Below are 19,432 nucleotides of genomic sequence, written 5' to 3'. Positions count from 1 at the left end.
ATGGCTTTCACCCAGGCAGCTGGAACAATTCAAGCTATATCAACACTTCGATGTAGTCGGAAGCCACACCGGCAGAATCTACCGCATTAGTTATGGCGCGGCTGCCAACGTGCACGTGCTAGACGCAAAGGGAGAGCCCCTATGCTGCTATTGCTTCGTGCCGAACGCGCGTCTGGTGCCGGGGGACATCATGCTAGCTCAAAAGATCGCGTTGGAGACTGATGAAAACTCTGCCCTGGCATTGGCGAATAGATTTCCACCGCGAGCGACTTGTTTTTGAACGCGGACTTCGCAGCTGGCGGGCCAGGCGTCTACCGCGATGGTATCCCTCTCGTCCGGCGATAGATTTGATCGTTCGGATGGGCTCACGTCTGATCGGTAAATCACGCTCCAGCCAATCAAAACTTATAACATGTTGAAAATAAACGGCTTTGGAGGCGGCGCGCCCGGCGGTGTTTCTGAGCGGCGGGCGGAGAAGGTTCGAACCCGGTTTCTCTCCCTCCGCCACCTTACGTTTCGAACGTCCTCTCCCTAAAAATCGAACCGCTCTTTTGCCGCTAATTTAGCTCGTCGGTTCGCTGGCGGACCGTACTCAGAAAGCGCGCGTCTGCCTAACTCCTTCTCCAATGCCCGTATTTTCTCCAGACCTCTGTACTCCGCCGGTGAGTAACGGAAATCAAAGCTATTGAAACAAAATGCACTTTCTCGATTGGACAAACGAACAATTTGCAATCCATCCGGCTACCCCAAGATAGGCAAAAAACTGGGTCGGCCATTTAGGATTGTCGTGGCTTGGAGACGAAGCTCCAGGCCCTCTCAAGGCTGAAACATGGGTTCGATTCCCCTAGGGAGCGCCAAGGGTTTTCTCTTCATTTTGAATTTCCTATGGTTTTTGCCTCTTTCCCCAAACTGGCAGAAGAGGTTTGGGGAATTCTGTTCGCCTTGTAGTCTTCTAGTTTCTGGATCGCGTGCCGACCCCCGCGTCGACGATCAGCTTCGCGCGTGTAACGTTCAGCTTCGGCCAGAGTGAGATGGCCAAGTGCAGCCATGATTTGATGAGCGGTCGCGCCCGCGTCGGCGAGGAGGCGGCCAAAGGTCTTGCGTAGGCCATGTGGCCGGCAATCAAGCGGAAGGCCGGCGTCAGTCATTGCATCGCGCATCCAACCGCTAAAGCCATCCACAGTGAATGGCTTGCCCCATTCAGTGGTCAGAATACAAACGTGTCTGCGCGGAAGCGCTGCGAGAGCCGCACGAAGCGACTGCGCCTTCTCGACGAGAACAGGCACGCCGGTCTTGCGTCTAGTGTACTCAAAATCGTCGGCATCGGCTTGCACCCAGGTTGTCAGGTGCGTGTCGACGCGCGCCGTGCCGACGTGGAGCATCAGTTCGTATGCTGCGCGCTGCTTCGTTCCAAAGGGCCATCGCGTTTCGAAGGCGACCATCTCGGCATCCGTCCAAGCTCGAATTTCCTTCGACCTCCCGCGCCTAATGCCGGCGGACGGATCGACGGCGAGCCATTTCAGATCGTCCTTTGCATGACGAATCAAGATTCGAAGCTTCTTGAGCGTGTCGATCTTTGCGCCGGGTTTATTATGGAGCGGTTTGAGGATCTTCTCTTCGATCCGGTCTTTGGTGAGGCCGGCAACTGCCCTGTGGCCGTGATCACGCCTTATCTGATCCAAACGACTACGATATCCGCTCTTGCTACCGTCGCCGAGCGACGCAAACGCATCGCTGTTCAGATAGGACGTGACGAGCGCGCCGATGGAGCGAGGCTGATCCCTTGCGATCGCCGGACTGGTCGACGCGTGCCCGGCGACAGCAGCTGCGTAAGCCATCTTAAAGGCGTCTGAATTAGGGTCACCGGGGAGCTTAATCCGTGGCCCCTTCCCGACGCGATAGGACAAGTAGACATGTCCCTTGACGACGTTCTTCTCGACATTCGGCGGCAACTTTCGACGCATAGCTAATCATCCCAGCCATCGTTCAACGCGCCGGCGTCTTCGCCGTCCAACGGCAACCCATCAATAGCCTGATCCAGCAGCCGAACGTCCCACGCCTTGCGCCCCTCAGTGAGGCGCCGAGGAGGTGGCATTCGCTTGTCCCGCACCATCGCATCGAATGTTCCCGGCAAAACCGAGACGTAAGCTGCAGCGGCCTCGCGACCGATCAAACGAGGCGGAAGTGTTGGGGGAAGCGCGAACTGGCGTGCCATTACACTTCGAGCTTGAGAGGGTTAGTTTGGTCGTAATTGTACTTGAACTTGGGCGCCGTCTCGCTGGCTGAATGGGTGCGATCGCGGTTGGTGCAAAGCTCCACAGGAAAGCCGCCGCCGAAATTGTACGTGCTCAATGGAGAGTTTCTCACTTTGTAGTCGCCTCCCTCCGGAGAAACTCACCAAGGCCAAAGATTGTTTTGCCGCTGATATTGATTGATTGTTCAAGGTCTCCGGCTTGATTGGGCTGGACGTCTGACAATTCTTCAGTAGGGTCATCGTAGCGAATGAAAATACTGACATCGCCTAATATGTTGATCGATGCGCGGGGTGTGGGACCGTGAAAATCAACTTGAATCTTCGTTGGATTGGGAAAGTTTTGCAGTACTCCCGACAAGGCGGACGCAATCAGCGCAGTCAAACCCTCTTGAAAGGAGTGACCCTGTTTCAACGTGCTGATCTCTCCTATCTCTCCCATCGTATATTTCCGTCGCTGGTTTATCCGTGTGCAGGTTAAACCCGAAAATCGCTCCCAGCTTTTCAGATAGCTTTGCAACGGAAGTTTCCCGATGGTGGCGATCAACAAATTCGCTGCGTCTGAGGGCACGCAGTGAGAAGCGCTTTTGCCCCTGCCACCGGTCGTGACTCGACCGTCCTCCCTCAATGCCCGCCAGGCAACTAAGGTAGTGTTTGGTGGGAAGCCCAACAGCTCCGCGGTTTTGCTACAAAGTTCCCCCGGCGTTGCCACCGACTCGGTCCTCAAACTACGTCCATAGGAGATTCATCTGATGGCAAAGTCAAGTCATTAGTGAAATGTCTTATGGAGGTTCTTTGTATGCCGGTCGTCAATTGGTTCTGACACGGGGCCCCACACCTTATTGCCTCGTTTCGAACCGCTGTTACTCCGCCACCGGAAAATAGCGCCTTGTACCGGTTTGAATCTCTCTCGCTCCGCTGAGGGCTCGTACATTCCAGTTCGAAGGTTGTCGTCGCGAGGTTATCAAAGGCTCCGCTACCTTCCATTTCAGGAGCTTCTGCGCCGGATACTCGCGGCAGGAGCGCGAGCAAAAGTTTTCTATCGCGCAAGGCAGACAGGAAACGCTCTCTCATTGAATAAGTGGCTTCCACGGCGCCGGCCCGCCGCGCCGCATTCGCAAATCGAATGTTATGGAAGATCTAGCTGCCCCACTAATGCGGATGACAGCTTGGGAAGCTGCCGTTCTACCATTGAACCACGCCAGCTTAGTTCTTTGGTTTCAATAACTTAGCGCTTTTTCGCAAGGGAGACCATGTGTCCATCATGTGTCCCGCTTCCTGCCCCAACATATAAAGCTAGGCGGTTGGATCAAGACCGACGCCGGTTCGTGCCAGTAGTTGACCGAGTGGCCCTCCGGATCGACGCGGCAGGGCTGTGATATAATCCAGCCACAACCAGAGATTCGCTCATGTGCAGATGCAGAACGCGCTGCCTCACCGCTTGCATCGTTTGTGCCGGTTCCTATTTTGGATGAGGATTCGGCGGTCCTGGTCGTTGGGAGGCAAGAACGCGACAGGCCGCCGCCACCGTACCCGACCTATAGCCAGCCGATGGCGGCACGCTGTCACCAAATTGCGGCTACCAAGCCATCCATCACGAGCGCTGTTTGCAGCGACATGGTTGCAGCTTTGAGATAGGCCGGTTCGCGGAAGGCTTTATCAAGCACCGGGCAATGCGCCAATGATTTGTCTGGCGGCAATCCTCAGGCAGCGCCGACAAGAAATCGGCCGTCTCACGATAGCGAGGATCGTTGAGCCAAAGCTGTAGCTCCAGTCTCTCTCTCTCCGATCTGCACGATGCAGGTCGAGCTGAGCATCGGGGCCGGGCGGCCGGACGTTTGCACGGCATCGCATCCTCCCGAATTGTTTTCCGATGGTCTTGCGAACTACGCAAGGACGGCCGTGCTAATCGAACATTCCGCGGGCTCCGGCGTCATATAGCCAATCGGAGCAACATCGTGGGCCACCGGGACGAACTTCAGAGGCTGCAACATCAGCTCGAACTGGCCAATCGCATGATCCCGTTGATTTGCGACGTTGCCACCGTGGAGCGGCTCGAAAGCTTCGCGAAGGTGATCAAGGGCAGGCTCGATGAGTTGCAGGTGTCAATTCGGCGCGAGGAAACTTGCAGCCGTGCCTTTGTGCTGTGGCTGGAAGCGGGCCGGCCGGAAGGACGTGATCTGGAGTTCTGGTTGCGTGCTGAAAGGGAGTGGACGGGCAACGACCAGACTTCAACGCACACGGCACCAGGGGTTTGGAACCGTCGTCGATCCGACGACTTGAATCCGCAGGCCGGATTTCCCGCCGACAGCCGGCCTGCACGGCCCTTGGCTCTAACCCCACCAGCCCCCAACGGCGAGGCCGTGCTTCATCGGGAGGTTCGCATGGCTCACGTCCATGACGATGATATCCGCGCCCGCGCCTACAAGCTCTGGGAAGAGGCCGGCAGGCCTGAAGGACGTCGGGACGAGTTCTGGCAGGAGGCCGAGCGCCAGCTCAAAGAGGAACAGGTCAGGCACGAATTGAAGACGCCGGACACGCTCTGAAAATCTCCCTTCGATCATCAAGGCCCCCGTTGTTGTCTAGGTCGATACCGCCACCTTCGACGGCCCCTCCCAGCGTGAGAGGGCGTAGCGGATGGCATCGGCCAGCTTACCCTGGCTGATCAAGCCGAGTTTGTCGCAACTATTTTTGGGACGGGTCGGCGAGCCGTAAGCTTCTCGGTTGTCGAACGAGGCGGCGCTCCTCGGGCGCTACGGCTGCGGATGTCCTTCTCGATGGCATAGAACTTGGCAATATGCTTGAGCGCCTCGCCTCTAGGGCGCCGGCTCCAGGGGCGACAAGTTACGCCGCATTTAGACCAGCAGAATGCAAGCCGAGCCTCGCCACGCTCGCCGAACTTGCTATGGTAGCAACTTTCGATCTCGCCGGTCCCGGAATCCGTCTTTGCCTTGCAGCGCATCGCTTGCGCTCACGGCCAAGAGCCGCCCACCGGAACCACGGCACGGCCGTCGGCACAGCCGGTGACACGTAGAAGGCCGCGGTAACCGCAGCGCGGGGAGTTTTATCGCCTTCATCGATACGAGTCCCCGACCCGCGCCAGCGGAGGCCACGCCTTAGTACTGAATTGCGAGCGCTGTGCGTGCAAGAAAAGGACGAGCAGAAATTAGCCATCGCCTGTCGGGCATATACAACACCGTCCCCTTTGGGCCATGCACACGATTTCAGTCAGACTAATGGCCTGATGTTTTGATTCATGCGGAAGAAGTTCTTGGGATCGTATTTGCTCTTCAGCTCACGAAGACGACGGTAATTGGATCCGTAGGCAGCGGGAACGGGATCAATGCCTTCATCATCCCCGAGATAGTTCACGTATCTGCCAGTCGCCGCGAAAGGCTCCATCTGAGCGTAGGTATCGCGCGTCCAGGCGATGCAACGATCGGTCATCGCGGCATCCAGCCATTGAGTCAGGATCAGGAAGTTGTAGCCCTCTTGCCGATGCGGGAATGCCGTTTCCTCGACGCCGACGCGCACTGCGGCCCCGTGGACGTGCTCGACAAGAAGCTGCCCCATGGGAGTCGGGCAGCGCGCGAAGCAGGCGATCATTGTCCCGATCGCGTCGTCGCTGAGTTCTCGTAGGAAGGTAGATTTCCAGTAGTTGAACGCGCCCTTGGGATATCCTGCGTCCAGCATGCTGTTGAGCTCGCAATAGTCCATGGGACCGATCCCGTCCAATGCCGGAGTGCCGAATTGCTTAAGCCGACGCACCGCCAATTCGCCAGCTGCGAGTGGACCGCAATGACACGTCACCATCGCCGCCAGTTTCATGCCTGATCCATCAGGTGCATGAGCCAACGTGGCGACAAGAATTTGTTCATCAGGAAGCGATGATGTGCTTTCGCGGAACAGCGACAGCACATCACGGCTACGATCGAACGGATGCGCGATCAGACCGCCCGTGATGGCGGGCCCTATTGGGTGAAGCTGATATTCCAGGGTGGTGGCGATACCAAAATTGCCGCCGCCACCACGAGCAGCCCAAAACAGGTCCGGCTCCTCCGTTTTGCTGGCGCGTACCAATTCGCCTTGGGCATTGACCAACTCGAGCGACGTAAGGTTGTCGAGTGCCAGACCATATTTGCCCATGAGCCAACCGAGACCCCCGCCAAGGGTCAGCCCCGCGATGCCCGTGCTCGAAACAACTCCGCCTGTGACCGCCAGGCTGTGCCGCTGGGTTTCGCGATTGAGCTCTGCCCAAGTGACGCCGCCCTGCGCGCGCACCCTTCGGCGTTCGGTGTCGACGCGGATTCCTTTCATCTGCGAGAGATCGATCATCACGCCGCCGTCGATCGTTGCGCGTCCTGCTACATTGTGACCGCCACCACGGACCGCAACCTCGAGACCAAGTCGTTGGGCGAGCCTTATCGCATCGGTTACGTCGGAGGTATCGCGACATTGCGCGATGAGCGCTGGCCGTTTGTCGACAAGTCCATTGTGGACCTTTCTTGCCTCCTCGTAGCCCGCATCGCCTGGCTGCATAAGTGAGCCTCGGAAGGTTTTGCCAAACTCCGCCGCCTCGGCGGCAACCGATCGGACTGTCGTCATGGTGCGCTATCCCTTCGTTGTGCCTCGTCACTTGTCACACCCTCTGTGCGGGGAAGGCAAATTCAAAGAATTTGGCTTGAAGATGAATATAGTTCATCTAGGCTGGGGCATGAGCAAGTTGCCGCCGCTTATCGAACTACGGGCGTTTGAAGCTGCCGCACGGCACCTTAGCTTTAAGAAGGCTGCCTCCGAACTCGGAGTAACGCCGACTGCGATCAGCCACCAAGTCCGCTTGTTGGAGCAATATTGCGGGAGGGCACTATTCCGGCGCAGACCGAGACCACTATCATTGACAGATGCCGGCGCTCGGCTCTTTCCAGTCGTGCACGCCGGTCTCGAAGCCTTCGCCACCGCTCTCGGCACGATCAGGCGCAAGGACGATCGGCAGGCCCTTCGTATCACGACAACGAACGCATTTGCCGCTCGATGGCTCGTGCCGCGCCTGCCGCACTGGAGAAAACAGCGCCCCGATGCACCGCTTGATATCATCGGCACCGACAATGTTCTTGACTTACCTGCGGGAGACGCGGATGTCGCGATCCGCTATGCCACGTCCCGCCAAGCGCCGCGAGAGGGCATTGCAGAAGAGTTTTTGAGCGACACCTATTGGCCGGTGTGCAGCCCTGACTTGCTTCCCGCCGGAGGCCGGCTGAAGAATGCGGCCGATCTTCGAAAGCAGGTCCTCGTTCATTCCTATTGGTTTCCGTCTGACATAGACCCACCTAGCTGGCAGCGATGGCTCTCGGTCGCCAGGCGCAGGTGGCGCAACCTGCCCGATTTCATGGACATGCAACATCTGAGTTTCCGAGAGGAGCTTCACGCCATCGAGGCGGTCGTCGCAGGCCAAGGCGTCGGGATTTTTAGCGATGTGCTTGTGGCGGCTGAACTCGCATCCGGCGCGCTTGTAAAGGCGTTTGATCTCAGTTTACCCGGCTACCAGTTCTACGTCGTCCGCAGGCCAAGCCATCCCCGCGAAAGGATCATTCGCGCATTCTCCGCCTGGTTGCGATCGGTTCGATAGGCTCGGATCGACACCGCACACGAAGGCGCAGAGGCAGGTTCGCTCTGGAGTCAAAAGGCGAACTTTGAAGACGGTGCTGACACGTCTGCTTCTGCCCGAGTACTGCGGGATGGCTGCGGCGCCTACACTTTCTGCTCTGGTTTGGTCGCCGTGGCACGGTTCTTAAAGTAGTCGAGGACGAACACGCGTATCGCGGACGACAGATTGCTCCGCGGGCGGTTACTGTCGATCTCGCCGACCAACTCTGACAGCGTCATGTTGCGCAGGCCGGAAATCTCCTTCAAGCCATTCCAGAAGGCCGCTTCCAGGCTGACGCTAGTCTTGTGGCCGGCGATAATGATGGATCGTTTCACGACGGGGGATCTCATGCCTACTCCTCGCACTCGATCCGACGTAGCAACGCTACATACCTCTTCGTCGCTTCCTTTCATTCCAGGACCTCGTATTCGAAAGCGAGGCCCTCCGGGTCGTTCTCTTCGAACCATCTTTCCGCGGCATCGACCGTGGCAAAGACCTTGATGTGCTCGGCGTCGCCGACCTGCTTGGCAGTGTTGACGTAAACGAGGACGGTCATAGCTCGCGCTCCATTGCTGGATGGTTGCGGTTCTTCACCTTGATCCAGAACTTTTGCCTGCCACCGCGCTACGGCCGATCGCGATGCTTTGAGACCAAACCCTCGAGGCCCATGCGGCATGCCGCGCGGAATGGGTCTGGCCCGATCTCGCCCCGTTCGAACGGCGCCACGGTTATGCCGTCTGGCCGCCGGGCCAATAGCTGCTCCAGGTTGGTCTTAAGCATGTGCAGGGGCAGCGCACACGCCGAGGCTCAAGGGTTACCGAGATCGCGTAGGCGATTACGTTCTGCAGAGGCCGATCCACAAGCAGCAAAGGATCGATTGCGCCTGTAGGACTCGCGACGCACCGACGCACTCAGCCTTGCCTCTCTTTGGACTTCAGCCGCGCCTTTAGTTGACGACGAAGGTTCTCTGCAAAAGGCTGCATCGCAGCGACGACGAAGCCACAGAGAAGCATAAGCCATGTCGCCAGGGCAGCACACCACAACAGATCTTCCAGAATCTTGGGCATGGTCCTGCCCTCCAAAAATAGCTTCTGAAATACAGGCAATCTCCCTCAACAGGGGACAAGGCGTCCTGAAAGGAGCAAGGGACCCGCCGAAGGGCCCCGGAGGTATTAAGGTTATCTCCGTGCGGCTCCAGTCGCTGATGCTAAGAGAGACAGGCCACGATGGCGAGCGCAAGGTCGGCACTGAAGTCACCCGCATACATCGTCAACAGAATCCCGGCGCTCAGGACAAGACCAACCACTTTAAGAGCGATCATCTGAGTTCCCCTTCGTTCATGCTGATAGGCTGGACCCGAATTGTTTCCGGGCTGCTTCGTGGGAGCGGTAAATGGTTTCGTTCACCGAGCCGTTATATCCGCAAGAAGCCGACGGGCCACAAGACGAAGGCCGCAGCGAGGTTGATCGCTGCGGCCGCGCCGTGTCAAAAATGCCGGGTGAAAAGATTTATGTGAAGTATGCAGCCAGCCCCGGTAATCCACATCTAAATCGCGACGACGGTTCTCGCCAATACATTTGTAAATAAAAGATTAATTATTGAGGGAGGGCACCGCCGGGGGCTGGCGCCGGCGGGCTCTCCACCTCAAGCACGAGGCCGCGATGTCCTAACGGCCCGTCCTAAGGCAACACTCAACCACTCCCGGTCAACAGACCATTCAAATCTCAACCGTTGGGTTAATATGCCGCTGCCGGAGATTGCCCGCGGCCGCGCGCGGAATGGCAGGCGATGCAGACGAAGCGCGAGTCGCCCGCGCCGAATAGCTCGCTTCGAACCAAAGGGCCCGCACTGAGGAGCCTTACTTCGGCGGCTGTAATTCCTTCGAGGCCATCCATTGCGCCATGTGCGCTTCATCTTCCTTGGGGAAGGGCTCTTGGGTCAGCAACCTCGGGCCTGATTAGTGCAGCCGTCTATATGACGGTCGGTCACAGTCTGCACCAGCACCCTATCTTGCGGGTTAACCCGAGTATGATACCATGCAACCTGTTGTAGAACAGGGTATTCGGAGCTACCCGATGTCAACACCATTTGAATCGATCGTTTCCGCTCATGTGCGTTTGAAGAACCGGCGAGCCCTGGAGAATATGCGAGAACTCCGGCGCCAATTGTTGGGAACACAACATTCCCCGTCCAGAATTGACTCGGTTCGAGATCCTATTCTTGAGGATCTCCTAGTGATCGAACATGGTCTGGAGCAGCTCCGGCTGGGACGGCCCGCCTGAGGCAGTAATCAGCGGTCGCCGGTTTACGCCGCTGGGCCTTTCTAACTACCAAATCATTGAGACGACGGCGAGCAGACCCGCCAAGGCGAGCGTCCAACAGACAGAATGAAACAGCCAGGTGCGGTCGTACACCTCAACGTGCTCCCCTAAGTTTCCTGCCGTCATCAGGCAAGACCGGGGAGCACGACCCGCGTTGAGTTAGATCAAGGGGTAAACAGCAGTACAGAAACGGCTGCTACAGTGAGGGCGCCGAGACTGACCGCTATGGTTATGAACCAACGATCGCCCATGCCGGTATCGTGACACAGGTTTGGACCCGGGGGCTATGCAATCTGTGCCAGGCCCAAGCTGGAAATTCGCCCGATCAGAAAGTGTCCTGGCCTTCTTTGGAGACCCTAACTGGCGTCTTTGTTTCGGCGGTCGCGTTACAGCGCGGGCAGGAAAATTTGTGCACAATTGCATGCTCTTCTTTGAGAAGAGCCGACCGCGACCAAGCCATCGCGAGGTTGCATTTTGAGCAAATGGGAGCGCTTAGCTTTTCGATTGAGCGCCTGAGTATTTCCATCGAGGTCACCCGTTCCTCGGACGGAACATTATACCTATCGCGCCGACTGAACAGCAATAACCTCGGATAGGGGACGGAGGCGGGAAAAACTGGTAAGGCCGCCTGATGAAAACCTACCGGGCATACGTTCTCACTTTGAGGAGAACGTCATTCAGTTGGTCGATCTGGTGTCCGCTACCGAGGAGAACGCCAAGTCGATGGCCGAACAGCTCGTCGATCTTCACCCGGTAGAGCTCGCTTCGAACCAAAGGGCCCTCACTGAGCAGCCTTACTCCGGCGGCCGCAATTCCTTCGAGGCCATCCATTGCGCCATGTGAGCTTCATCTTCTCTCGGGAAGGGCTCTTGGGTCTTGCGGCCTAGGAATGTGTCGGGGACTGGAGCCCTAAGAATCTCCATCGCTTTTCTGACGAGCTCGCGCATGAACGCGTTTTGCTCCGCGATTCCGGAAGCATGACTATGGACGTAGCAGACATGGGGGTTGTCTGGCATCGGCAGCTCCCTTTCCCTTGCAGGCGGGAGCGCGCTTGGTCTCTCAGCCACCGACGCCTACGGACAGAGCGGTGGCAGGTCATACTGCTCGATGCCGACGCGCCCAAAGTGGAGTTTGACGGAACGCAGTTGCGCCATCCGCGAGAAGTGCTGGCTGCGTTGGATCGCGTCGAGCGAGCCAAAGCGCCGCGCAACCGACCGATCGAGACTGAGATTCGGCCGCTCCGCGAGCAGACTGCGGATGAACCCGTGGTAGGAAAAGATCTGCTTTAGCCCCGATAGGTGACATCGGCAGCTGGACCGACGACGACCGAAATGGGCCAGATCGTCGGCGCGCTGCGAGGAGACCTTGTGCGGCAGCGTTGCTAACCCAATTTTCAGTGGCCCGGGTGATCGCTCGGCGCTATGCTTACTCTTGGGCATCGTTAGCTGCCTACGCTCAGATCCGTTATAGCCACGTTCCAACGCGCCCCGAGAGGTGGGCGCAAAATGGCTTTCGAGCGACTACTCGTGGAAACCTTGCTTTCAGTCGCGAGGTCATACGATGGCGAGCCTTCGCACACGTCCCGATGGGACAATTGATTTCAACACTTCTGATCTCTTCAGCTTGAGCGCAGCACTTGACGCGTTCAATTTCGACAGCGACCCCGGAGCGGTCGTGTCTCCAGTCGAACCGCAAAGTGCGTCGAACACGGCTGCGTTTCCGGATGGAGTTTCGTCGGGCGACGTCACTCAGACATCGGCGGTCCTGTGGGCGCGTGCTGTCGAGACCGGGCAGCTGACTTTCGAAATCTCGACGGACCCCTCGTTTCACCAAGTGAAGAGTCAACACCTCACGGTGGCTGACCCGCTGGTGCCGGTAAAGGTCGAGTTCGACCATCTCAAGTCGGGTCAACACTACTTCTATCGTGTCATCGACGCGTCCGGCGATACGCTCCAAGGCAGCTTTACAACCGCCAGTGAACCCGGCGCCCATAACGGATTTAACTTCGCCCTCGTCGCCGATCTGCATGGCGAACTCGCTCCTTTTGTTTCGATCAAGAATGCCGCGGCGGCGGACCTCGATCTGGTGGTGAAGCTCGGCGACACGGCCTACACCGATATTCCGCCGCCGGCGGCCACCACGCTGGACGAGTTCCGGCTTGCGCATGACGAGATCTACAGCAGCCATCTCGGCTTCAACTACTGGGCGGACTTGCAAGCCAATACGCCGGTCCTCGCCATGATCGACGATCACGAGGTCACCAACAACTTTGCCGGCGGCGCGTCACCGAGCAGCGATCCGCAATTCGCCGGTCAGCCAGGCGATTTCATCAATGAAACGCCCCTGTATTCGAACGGTCTGCAGGCCTTCAATGAATACAACGCAATCGAGAACCGGACCTACAGCGGCACCGGCGAAGATCGCTTTGACGGTGCGCCCGATCTCTATCGTTACAACACCTATGGCTCCGATGCGGCGATCATTCTGACCGATGAGCGCTCGTTCCGGGATGCAGAGCTGCCGGGGCCGACAAATCCGCTCGACCCGGCCCAGATCTCGCAATTCCTGACCGCCTCGTTCGATCCAAGCCGCAGCATCCTGGGCGACGTCCAGTTCGCGCGCGTGGAGCACGACCTTCTCGATGCCCGAGACAACGGCGTCACCTGGAAGTTCGTCATGGTGCCGGAGCCGATCCAGAATTTCGGTCCGGTCCTCAGCCCTGGCGACCGCTTCGAAGGCTATGCGGCCGAGCGCGACGCGCTCTTGAAGTTCATCGCCGACAATCACATCGAGAACGTGGTGTTCGTATCCGCAGACCAGCATTGGACCTCGGTCAATAACCTGACCTATCAAGAGACGCTCGGCGGTCCACAGGTCAAGAGCGGCGCGTTCGAGGTGGTCGCCATGGCTGCGGCTGCCGGGTCGTTCGCACCATTTCTGCCCGCGGCCGCGCTTCAACTTGGCCTGATCACCCCACAGCAGTTCGCGTTGTATAACAGCCTGCCGAACGCGCCGGATACCGACAGCATTCCCAATGACAAGGACGACTTCGACAAGGCGATCCTCAATGGATACATGACCAAGCTGGGCTACGATCCGATCGGGCTGGAGAGCGGTGGCCCGATCCATGCCACGCTGTTGCAGGGCGATTATTTCGTCGGACACGACTATGGCTGGACCGATTTCAACATCGATCCTGCAACCGGACAGCTGCTCGTTACGACCTGGGGGATACCGGCCTACACGGCCGCCGACCTCGCCGCCCATCCGGATCAGATCCTGGCGCGGACCCCGGCGATCGTCAGCCAGTTCAGCGTGACGCCGACATCAGACTCGATCATTGGCACCGACAAGAGCGATGCGCTGAGCGGGACTGATGGAGCTGATGTCATCATCGGCGCCGGCGGCAATGACGTGATCGACGGCAAAGGCGGCAATGACTACCTGGACGGTGGAAAAGGCAACGATATCGTCTACGGCGGTGACGGAGACGACCGAATTTTTGGCCGCGATGGCAACGACACGCTATACGGCCAAAACGGCAACGATCGAATCGATGGCGGCGCCGGCAATGACCTTCTGTTCGGCGGGGCCGGCAACGATACCTTCGTCTTCGCCAAAAACCCCGGATCCGACGTCATCGCCGATTTCGTGGCCGCGGGCGCTGACAACGACGTGATCGAGTTCAGCAAGTCGGCGTTTGCCGACTGGGCGGCGCTGCAGGGCGCCATCTCGGACGAGCCGCAAGGGGCGATCATCACCGTCAACGAAAACGACACGATCATGCTTCCCGGCGTCACCTCCGCGCAGCTCATTGCCAACCACGCCAACGCTTTCCACTTCGTGTGAGTTGGGATGTGGCCAACCTGGTTTGCTCAACTCATTGTCAATCTCAGGCTTGGCAGACGCCAATGAAGCGCTCGCGACGTCGTCGAACTTTGGTATTCTTTTCGAACTTTGACCGGCTACTGGCGCAAAACCGGCCGTCAGGCATCGACTTCACATCAGCCCTGATCACACTGACCGCGTCGTAGTGGAGAACGTGCGGCTCACAGCACTGAACGTGTTCTCAGCGCGCAGCGCACTACGGACGGTCCCCTGCCAGGTTTGCTATGCTCGTCCTGAGCAGGAGCCTGGAGATAGCAACGGCTTTATGCCGTTTCTCACTCGATCACCTCGTCGGCGCGCAGCAAAATCGACGTAGGGATCGTCAGCCCCAGTGCGTTGGCGCTCTTCAGGTTGACACCAAGTTCAAATTTAACTGGTTGCTGGACTGGAAGTTCGGCTGGCTTCACGCCTTTCAGAATCTTGTCGACGTAGGTGGCGGAGCGCCGAAGTAGGTCGGGTGTGTTCGCACCGTATGTCAGAAGAGCGCCCGCGGAGGTGAGCCCGTAGGGTGGCGCGGCGAAGACGGCTGGCAAGCGATGTTTTGCCGCCGCCTCGATGATACGATTGCGATTGGCGAAGAACATGCCCTCAATTGTCGAGACCAGCAGCGCATCGGCCCGCGCGCCGCTTGCCCGTGCGACAGCACCTTCGAGTTGATCCGGCACCCGCGCCTCAACGGACACCACTTCGAACTTGAGGGTTTGGGCCGCCAACTGGGTCTCCTTCAGCACGAGCTCTGAATCCGGAGCCGCCGAGTTCACCATGACCGCGAGTAGGACGAGGTTCGGGATCGCCTCCTTGGCCAGCTCGACGGTCTTACCGACCTGCTCGACCATCAGGTTCGAGAACCCGGTGATGTTACCGCCGGGCTCACGAAGGCTCGCGACGAAACCGAACCCGACCGGATCGGAGACGTTTGCCATGACGATCGGGATTGACTTCGTCGCTTGTTTCAGAGTCCACACGGCGGGGGTAGACGGCGCCACGATCACGTCGGCCTTGAGGCGCACCAACTCTTCTGCGAGGCCCTGCAACGCCTCAATCTTGCCGCCCGCGAATCGTGCCTCAATGACGATCGTCTGGCCCTCGATATAGCCGAGGTCGCGCAATTCTTGACGAAACGCCTCGTGGAATGGTGTCACCACAGGCTCGGGAGCGATCCACAGAATTCCGACGCGCGGTACAATCCTCATTTGTTGTGTGTACGCTGAAAGCGGCCACGCCAACGCAGCACTCCCGAGAACCGCGATGATCTCGCGTCGCCTCATGGGCTCTATCCAAAGGGCTGGGACCGCACTTTACCACATCCGCGAACCGCGTTGTGCATCACAGCAGGCTTTGGTCCCAACCTTCGAGTGAGCGATCTGCCGCCGATGCGCGCGGAGTACCGACGCCCGATCGTGCGGCCGCCGACGGAGAGCGGCAGGGGAGTGTCGCTCCGCTTAGCGCCCCCGCGAACTGCTTGGCGTGAATGGCCTGGGTGTCCCGATGCTCAGCCCGCTGGATCACCAGCGTCATTCCCCACGTCGCGAGAGTGGCGAGAGAATGCCATTCCAAGCCATTCCCGGGGCGAGATGCGAGCACTCAGGAGGGAGGTGACGGAGTCCGCTCTCGCCTATGTCTCAGTTGGGTCAGAAGCAGCCTTCAATGGGGGACCGCTCAGAAGATCGGCTAAGGGCCACGAACCAACGTCGCCGATGCTTTGGCGGTTACGGGCGTGTAGAAATTTTCATAAGGAGTCGGCAGGGCAAGCCAGTGCGAGGATTTCCGATCAGAAATTGACCTGAAAGTTCAAGCCGCCATATACGCCTTTGCCGTAGTTGCTGTCTCGCACAAAGCCGAGCGAGACGCCCGTGTTCATGCCGAGTACGGTAAACCCCGTAATGTGTCCGCCGAAACGAACCTGGTTGTAGGTCCAGCCGCCTGAGTAGGCTGCTTCAGGCCCCACGAAAATATTTGGCGCGATCGCAATGCCTGTCTTGCCCTGCGCGTAATAGAACTCGGATGCAGTATTGTAGTGCGCCTGGACGTAAACCATCGTTTGATCAGTCGGCTTGCCGTAGAGTGACGTTAGAACCTTCAGCCCGTACAACTGCGCGTCGGATCGAGGCAAGCCAGGCGCGGCATAGAGGTGGCTGTTAACGGCGGTCATGCCGGCGGCGACGAGCCAGGACCAGCCATGCGGGGCGAACTGGTAGCCTGCAAGCACATCGAGCGTCGTATCGAGCCCGACGCGCTTCTGATCGGCATCGACGAAACTGTAGCGGCGGGCTGAGGCAATGCCCTCCACACGCCAGCCAGGCTCCCACAGGTTCCCGAACGGAGAGTGCAGGGCCGTAAGGTCCGTGTAAAAAGCACCGTAGGACGAAAAATCACTGGTACTCTGCACTGAAAGGCGTGGCGGCTCCTCCGCGACTGCGACGCCCGCCAAGCCAACCATCAAAACCGAGGTGAAGCCCTTCAACAACTTCACCGGCTCTCTCCGACCGCATCTGATCGATGAAACGTCATGTGCCTCTTCACTTAGAGGCTTGATTGCTCAGCGAGCGTCGTCGCGTCGCCGCGTGCGTAACGACCGGTTTTTCGCACCAAGATGCCAGCTCTGATGTCCTCTATGGCGTCGCGCCAGCCAATCAGGCGCCAGATGCCATACACAAGAAACAGAGCATTTACTGCGGCGAATCCGCAGAAGAGTACGCTGCCTCCCCACAGGTTGGCTGCAGCCGAAACAATGGAAGTAGTCAGAAGACCGACCAGGAAGATCAGGTGGGATGGCGGCGCAGCGGTTCGGCCATCGATCTTAGGAGTGCGAGCGAAGGCGCTCTTACGCCCGGTGACTAACTGCTCTAGGGATCGGTAGACTCCAGCGAGATTGACAGGGACGAGCAGCAGCGTCAGGGCATAGACCCGCACTGCATCCGACCATCTGTATCCGCATCGAATAAGGTCTCGTCCATATAAGAGATAATAGGGCGCCGCAGCTATCGGAAACCAGATGTTGGAGAATCCCTCACCGAACGGCACTACGAGAAGCAGCAACAGGCCGATGTTGACGAGTGCTGGCGAGATCAAGTAATGAGACCGAACGAACGTTTCGAGTCCCCCGGCGCGAGCGGAGCCGCGATCACGCCAAAGCGCAAGGAGGCTCGGCAATATGATGAGACCGCCATTCGCCCAACGTCGACGCTGAATGACGAGTGCACCGAAATCAGGAGGCGTGGCGCTATACGCGAGCCGTTCGGGATGATTGTGTAAGCGCCATCCCTTTGCGACGAGATCAATCGTCGAACCTGTGTCTTCAATGAGGGTTCTGTCTTGGATGAAGACAGGTATGGCATGACCACGCTCGGTCGTCGTGGCTTTGATTTCATTCAAAGCTGAATGGCGCAGCAGCGCGTTGGCACCTACCCAGAATGTCGCATTGTAGGCAGTAAACCCTTGATGGACGAGGTACTGAATATCTGTGGTTGCGCCTGCCACTCTCTCCAGCCTTGTGGGTGGGTTTGGATAGGCAGAGTACGGCGTCTGCGCGATGGCGATCGTTGGATCAGCCTGCATGATAGAGACGAGCTTGTTAATGTAGTTGGGCAGGATGATGCTGTCGGCGTCGATAGTGAGGATGTAATCTGCCGCCGGAACGACGAGGTCGGCCTTGCCTTCGGGACAATCCTTGAGAACCTGCATGCCGTCCGATCCCTCGGATACGCGAAATGCACGTCCAATCAGCCCAATATAGCTGTTGAGATTCATCGCCTTATTTGGCGCATGGGAGAGGTTTCCAAATTGCTTGCGCTCGAAGCAGTCGATCGGCACGTCGAAAAGGCTGACCAATCGTCTGTACTCCAGGTGAATGCGCGTAAGGTCGAAGTCGGCCCGATTGCGAAGAGCCGCGGCGTGCTTCCGATACTCGGCGTCAAGATGATCGATGACTTCAAACGCGAAAACGTCGTCCGCATGAGCAAATACCGGTTGAGAGCGCTCCGCGTAAAGTAGACCAAGCCGGTTCACGAAATTTGCGGCTTCTACGTAAAGTCCAGCAAGGACTACGCGCTCATTCGACAAGGACAAGCCGTCCGAGAGACGGCGAGCGTTGAAGTCGTCGGCGGCCATACGGAATTGCCGCGACGCTCCACGGAAAAGATCATCCAACTCAGAGACCAGAGCGCGTGCGGCCTCAAGCCCCGTCAAGTCGGCCGCCGGGCCTGTCGGTGGATCGTCAAGGAGCAGCGTAATTTGCCGATTGGGATGCTCAGAAAGAGCCGCCGACAAGACCGTCTGCATTATGACCGGAATCTGCTCCTTATAAGACGGTATGAGAATGCTGATCCGCGGCGCTTCCGCATTTCTAGCCGCGCTGCGATTATTTGCGCCGTCCCGGTGAGCAGCGTGCCGCCTGATCTCGCCAAGTCGCGTCAGCTGATAAACGATGTTTCCGTAGAAAAGGCTGATCACAGCGGCGCAGAAAACCACCGTCAGAACAGCCTTCTGCACAAATGAGCCATCGAATGCCGGTCTTAAATCGGAAATCACGGTGGCAAGGCCAAGCGCAAACGCAAACGTGCTCACGCCCGCGGCGAGGCGGGTCATTAGAATCTCGTGCTTCATTTAGGAATAGAGCCCCTAGTGATGCGGAACTTGCGGTGATGACGGACTTGCGGGGGCAAATGCATGGATGAAGGTGACGCAAATGCGGCTCGGATAGCAGGAAAACGTGGCAATCCGCGTGCATTTTACCGGCCTTATCCGCACCCCCTAAAGAACGAAAATTTGCGGCCGGAAGCAGCCGTTGCCTTCGCCTTACCGGAAATGATCAAGCAAGCGTCCGCACATCCACATCAGGAAGAAAAGGCAAAGCGCGATGTGGACCTATCATGGGGCAATTGGAGCGCTGGACGATTTTTCGCGTGGCTGCGTCACTCGCACATCTCAGCATTCGGCGATATCCGCGTTGTGTCACAACAAAATGCGATAGGGGTAATCGCGGGCGAGCACGCAACATTAGACGCGCAACGAGGGACCGCAAGCATGCCCGCGCCGCTTGGCTTTATCTTCATCACCGTTCAGCGGTGGACGCACCCATCGCAGCTAGGCTGCGGGTTCGCGATACTGATCTTATGGAAGAAGCAGGCCAATGACCGACGGCCGCTTCGACCCGATCAGCAGACCTGCGAACGTATGTTTCAGGTGTCAGCTATGGGCCCATGTGTGGACGGCTCCGGGTTGGCAAGGGTTTTCTTTACGCATGCGGCGGTAGTCGGAGCAGCCATGTGTTCGGCCTGTTAGCGCGGTTCACGTGACCGCTGGCCATAATGCCCTCCGCGGATCAGG

The 19,432-nt window shown here is 58.2% G+C and carries 16 protein-coding genes and 1 pseudogene; 6 read left to right on the top strand and 11 right to left on the bottom strand.

Annotated elements, in window-relative coordinates; genetic code table 11:
• Window positions 1-869 precede the first annotated feature (869 nt).
• Both KUF59_RS32030 and KUF59_RS32025 read right to left on the bottom strand, forming a co-directional pair.
• Window positions 870-1,964 carry a tyrosine-type recombinase/integrase gene (locus tag KUF59_RS32030; protein ID WP_258767416.1) on the bottom strand — a complete coding sequence of 365 codons (1,095 nt, stop codon included), beginning with the start codon at window positions 1,962-1,964 and terminating at the stop codon, window positions 870-872.
• 399 nt (window positions 1,965-2,363) lie between these two features.
• Complete coding sequence (locus tag KUF59_RS32025; RefSeq protein ID WP_258767415.1) at window positions 2,364-2,798, bottom strand: hypothetical protein; 435 nt, start codon at window positions 2,796-2,798, stop codon at window positions 2,364-2,366.
• A gap of 1,411 nt (window positions 2,799-4,209) precedes the next feature.
• Here KUF59_RS32025 and KUF59_RS44115 point away from each other — a divergent pair.
• The gene (locus tag KUF59_RS44115; RefSeq protein WP_309500880.1) at window positions 4,210-4,797 is read left to right on the top strand and encodes a DUF2934 domain-containing protein; all 588 of its coding nucleotides are present in this window, start codon (window positions 4,210-4,212) and stop codon (window positions 4,795-4,797) included.
• A gap of 682 nt (window positions 4,798-5,479) precedes the next feature.
• Here the strand turns inward: KUF59_RS44115 and KUF59_RS32005 are convergent.
• A complete protein-coding gene (locus KUF59_RS32005; protein WP_258767414.1) occupies window positions 5,480-6,856 on the bottom strand; it encodes an FAD-binding oxidoreductase in 1,377 nt (458 codons plus the stop codon).
• On the opposite strand from KUF59_RS32005, the gene KUF59_RS32000 reads away from it, so the two are divergent.
• Window positions 6,855-7,877 (top strand): LysR substrate-binding domain-containing protein, encoded by a 1,023-nt coding sequence (locus KUF59_RS32000; protein ID WP_258767413.1) that lies wholly within the window; start codon window positions 6,855-6,857, stop codon window positions 7,875-7,877. The genes KUF59_RS32005 and KUF59_RS32000 overlap by 2 nt on opposite strands.
• A 122-nt stretch (window positions 7,878-7,999) precedes the next feature.
• On the opposite strand, the gene KUF59_RS31995 is transcribed toward KUF59_RS32000, so the two are convergent.
• The 3 genes from KUF59_RS31995 to KUF59_RS31980 all read right to left on the bottom strand — a co-directional run bounded on the left by KUF59_RS31995 (window position 8,000) and on the right by KUF59_RS31980 (window position 8,962).
• Window positions 8,000-8,245, bottom strand: a complete 246-nt coding sequence (locus KUF59_RS31995; protein ID WP_258767411.1) for a ribbon-helix-helix domain-containing protein — start codon at window positions 8,243-8,245, stop codon at window positions 8,000-8,002.
• Window positions 8,246-8,304: 59 nt separating this feature from the next.
• Window positions 8,305-8,451, bottom strand: coding sequence for a hypothetical protein (locus KUF59_RS31990; protein ID WP_258767410.1), 147 nt, complete (start codon window positions 8,449-8,451; stop codon window positions 8,305-8,307).
• Between the two features lie 355 nt (window positions 8,452-8,806).
• On the bottom strand, window positions 8,807-8,962 hold the full coding sequence (locus tag KUF59_RS31980) for a hypothetical protein (protein ID WP_212462917.1): 156 nt from the start codon (window positions 8,960-8,962) through the stop codon (window positions 8,807-8,809).
• Between the two features lie 325 nt (window positions 8,963-9,287).
• Here KUF59_RS31980 and KUF59_RS31975 point away from each other — a divergent pair, with 325 nt between their 5' ends.
• A complete protein-coding gene (locus tag KUF59_RS31975) occupies window positions 9,288-9,482 on the top strand; it encodes a hypothetical protein (RefSeq protein ID WP_258767409.1) in 195 nt (64 codons plus the stop codon).
• A 1,415-nt stretch (window positions 9,483-10,897) separates the two neighbouring features.
• Window positions 10,898-11,059, top strand: a complete 162-nt coding sequence (locus tag KUF59_RS31970) for a hypothetical protein (protein WP_258767408.1) — start codon at window positions 10,898-10,900, stop codon at window positions 11,057-11,059.
• 230 nt (window positions 11,060-11,289) lie between these two features.
• Here KUF59_RS31970 and KUF59_RS31965 read toward each other — a convergent pair whose 3' ends face one another.
• Complete coding sequence (locus KUF59_RS31965) at window positions 11,290-11,655, bottom strand: hypothetical protein (protein ID WP_258767407.1); 366 nt, start codon at window positions 11,653-11,655, stop codon at window positions 11,290-11,292.
• 235 nt (window positions 11,656-11,890) lie between these two features.
• Here KUF59_RS31965 and KUF59_RS31960 point away from each other — a divergent pair, with 235 nt between their 5' ends.
• The gene (locus KUF59_RS31960; RefSeq protein ID WP_258767406.1) at window positions 11,891-14,065 is read left to right on the top strand and encodes an alkaline phosphatase D family protein; all 2,175 of its coding nucleotides are present in this window, start codon (window positions 11,891-11,893) and stop codon (window positions 14,063-14,065) included.
• A 314-nt stretch (window positions 14,066-14,379) separates the two neighbouring features.
• On the opposite strand, the gene KUF59_RS31955 is transcribed toward KUF59_RS31960, so the two are convergent.
• The 4 genes and pseudogenes from KUF59_RS31955 to KUF59_RS31945 form a co-directional block, all read right to left on the bottom strand.
• Window positions 14,380-15,372 (bottom strand): ABC transporter substrate-binding protein, encoded by a 993-nt coding sequence (locus KUF59_RS31955; RefSeq protein WP_258767405.1) that lies wholly within the window; start codon window positions 15,370-15,372, stop codon window positions 14,380-14,382.
• A 193-nt stretch (window positions 15,373-15,565) separates the two neighbouring features.
• Window positions 15,566-15,661 (bottom strand): annotated as a pseudogene (locus KUF59_RS44545) (low affinity iron permease family protein); the annotation flags it as partial.
• A 214-nt stretch (window positions 15,662-15,875) separates the two neighbouring features.
• A complete protein-coding gene (gene bcsS, locus KUF59_RS31950) occupies window positions 15,876-16,577 on the bottom strand; it encodes a cellulose biosynthesis protein BcsS (protein ID WP_258767404.1) in 702 nt (233 codons plus the stop codon).
• Window positions 16,578-16,627: 50 nt separating this feature from the next.
• Window positions 16,628-18,691 carry a glycosyltransferase family 2 protein gene (locus KUF59_RS31945; RefSeq protein ID WP_258767403.1) on the bottom strand — a complete coding sequence of 688 codons (2,064 nt, stop codon included), beginning with the start codon at window positions 18,689-18,691 and terminating at the stop codon, window positions 16,628-16,630.
• A gap of 81 nt (window positions 18,692-18,772) precedes the next feature.
• On the opposite strand from KUF59_RS31945, the gene KUF59_RS31940 reads away from it, so the two are divergent.
• Window positions 18,773-19,387 carry a hypothetical protein gene (locus tag KUF59_RS31940; protein WP_258767402.1) on the top strand — a complete coding sequence of 205 codons (615 nt, stop codon included), beginning with the start codon at window positions 18,773-18,775 and terminating at the stop codon, window positions 19,385-19,387.
• The last annotated feature ends 45 nt before the right edge of the window (window positions 19,388-19,432 follow it).

This window comes from Bradyrhizobium arachidis, from assembly GCF_024758505.1.
Taxonomy (GTDB): Bacteria; Pseudomonadota; Alphaproteobacteria; order Rhizobiales; family Xanthobacteraceae; genus Bradyrhizobium; species Bradyrhizobium manausense_C.
This window is presented reverse-complemented; position numbering and strand designations above follow the sequence as displayed.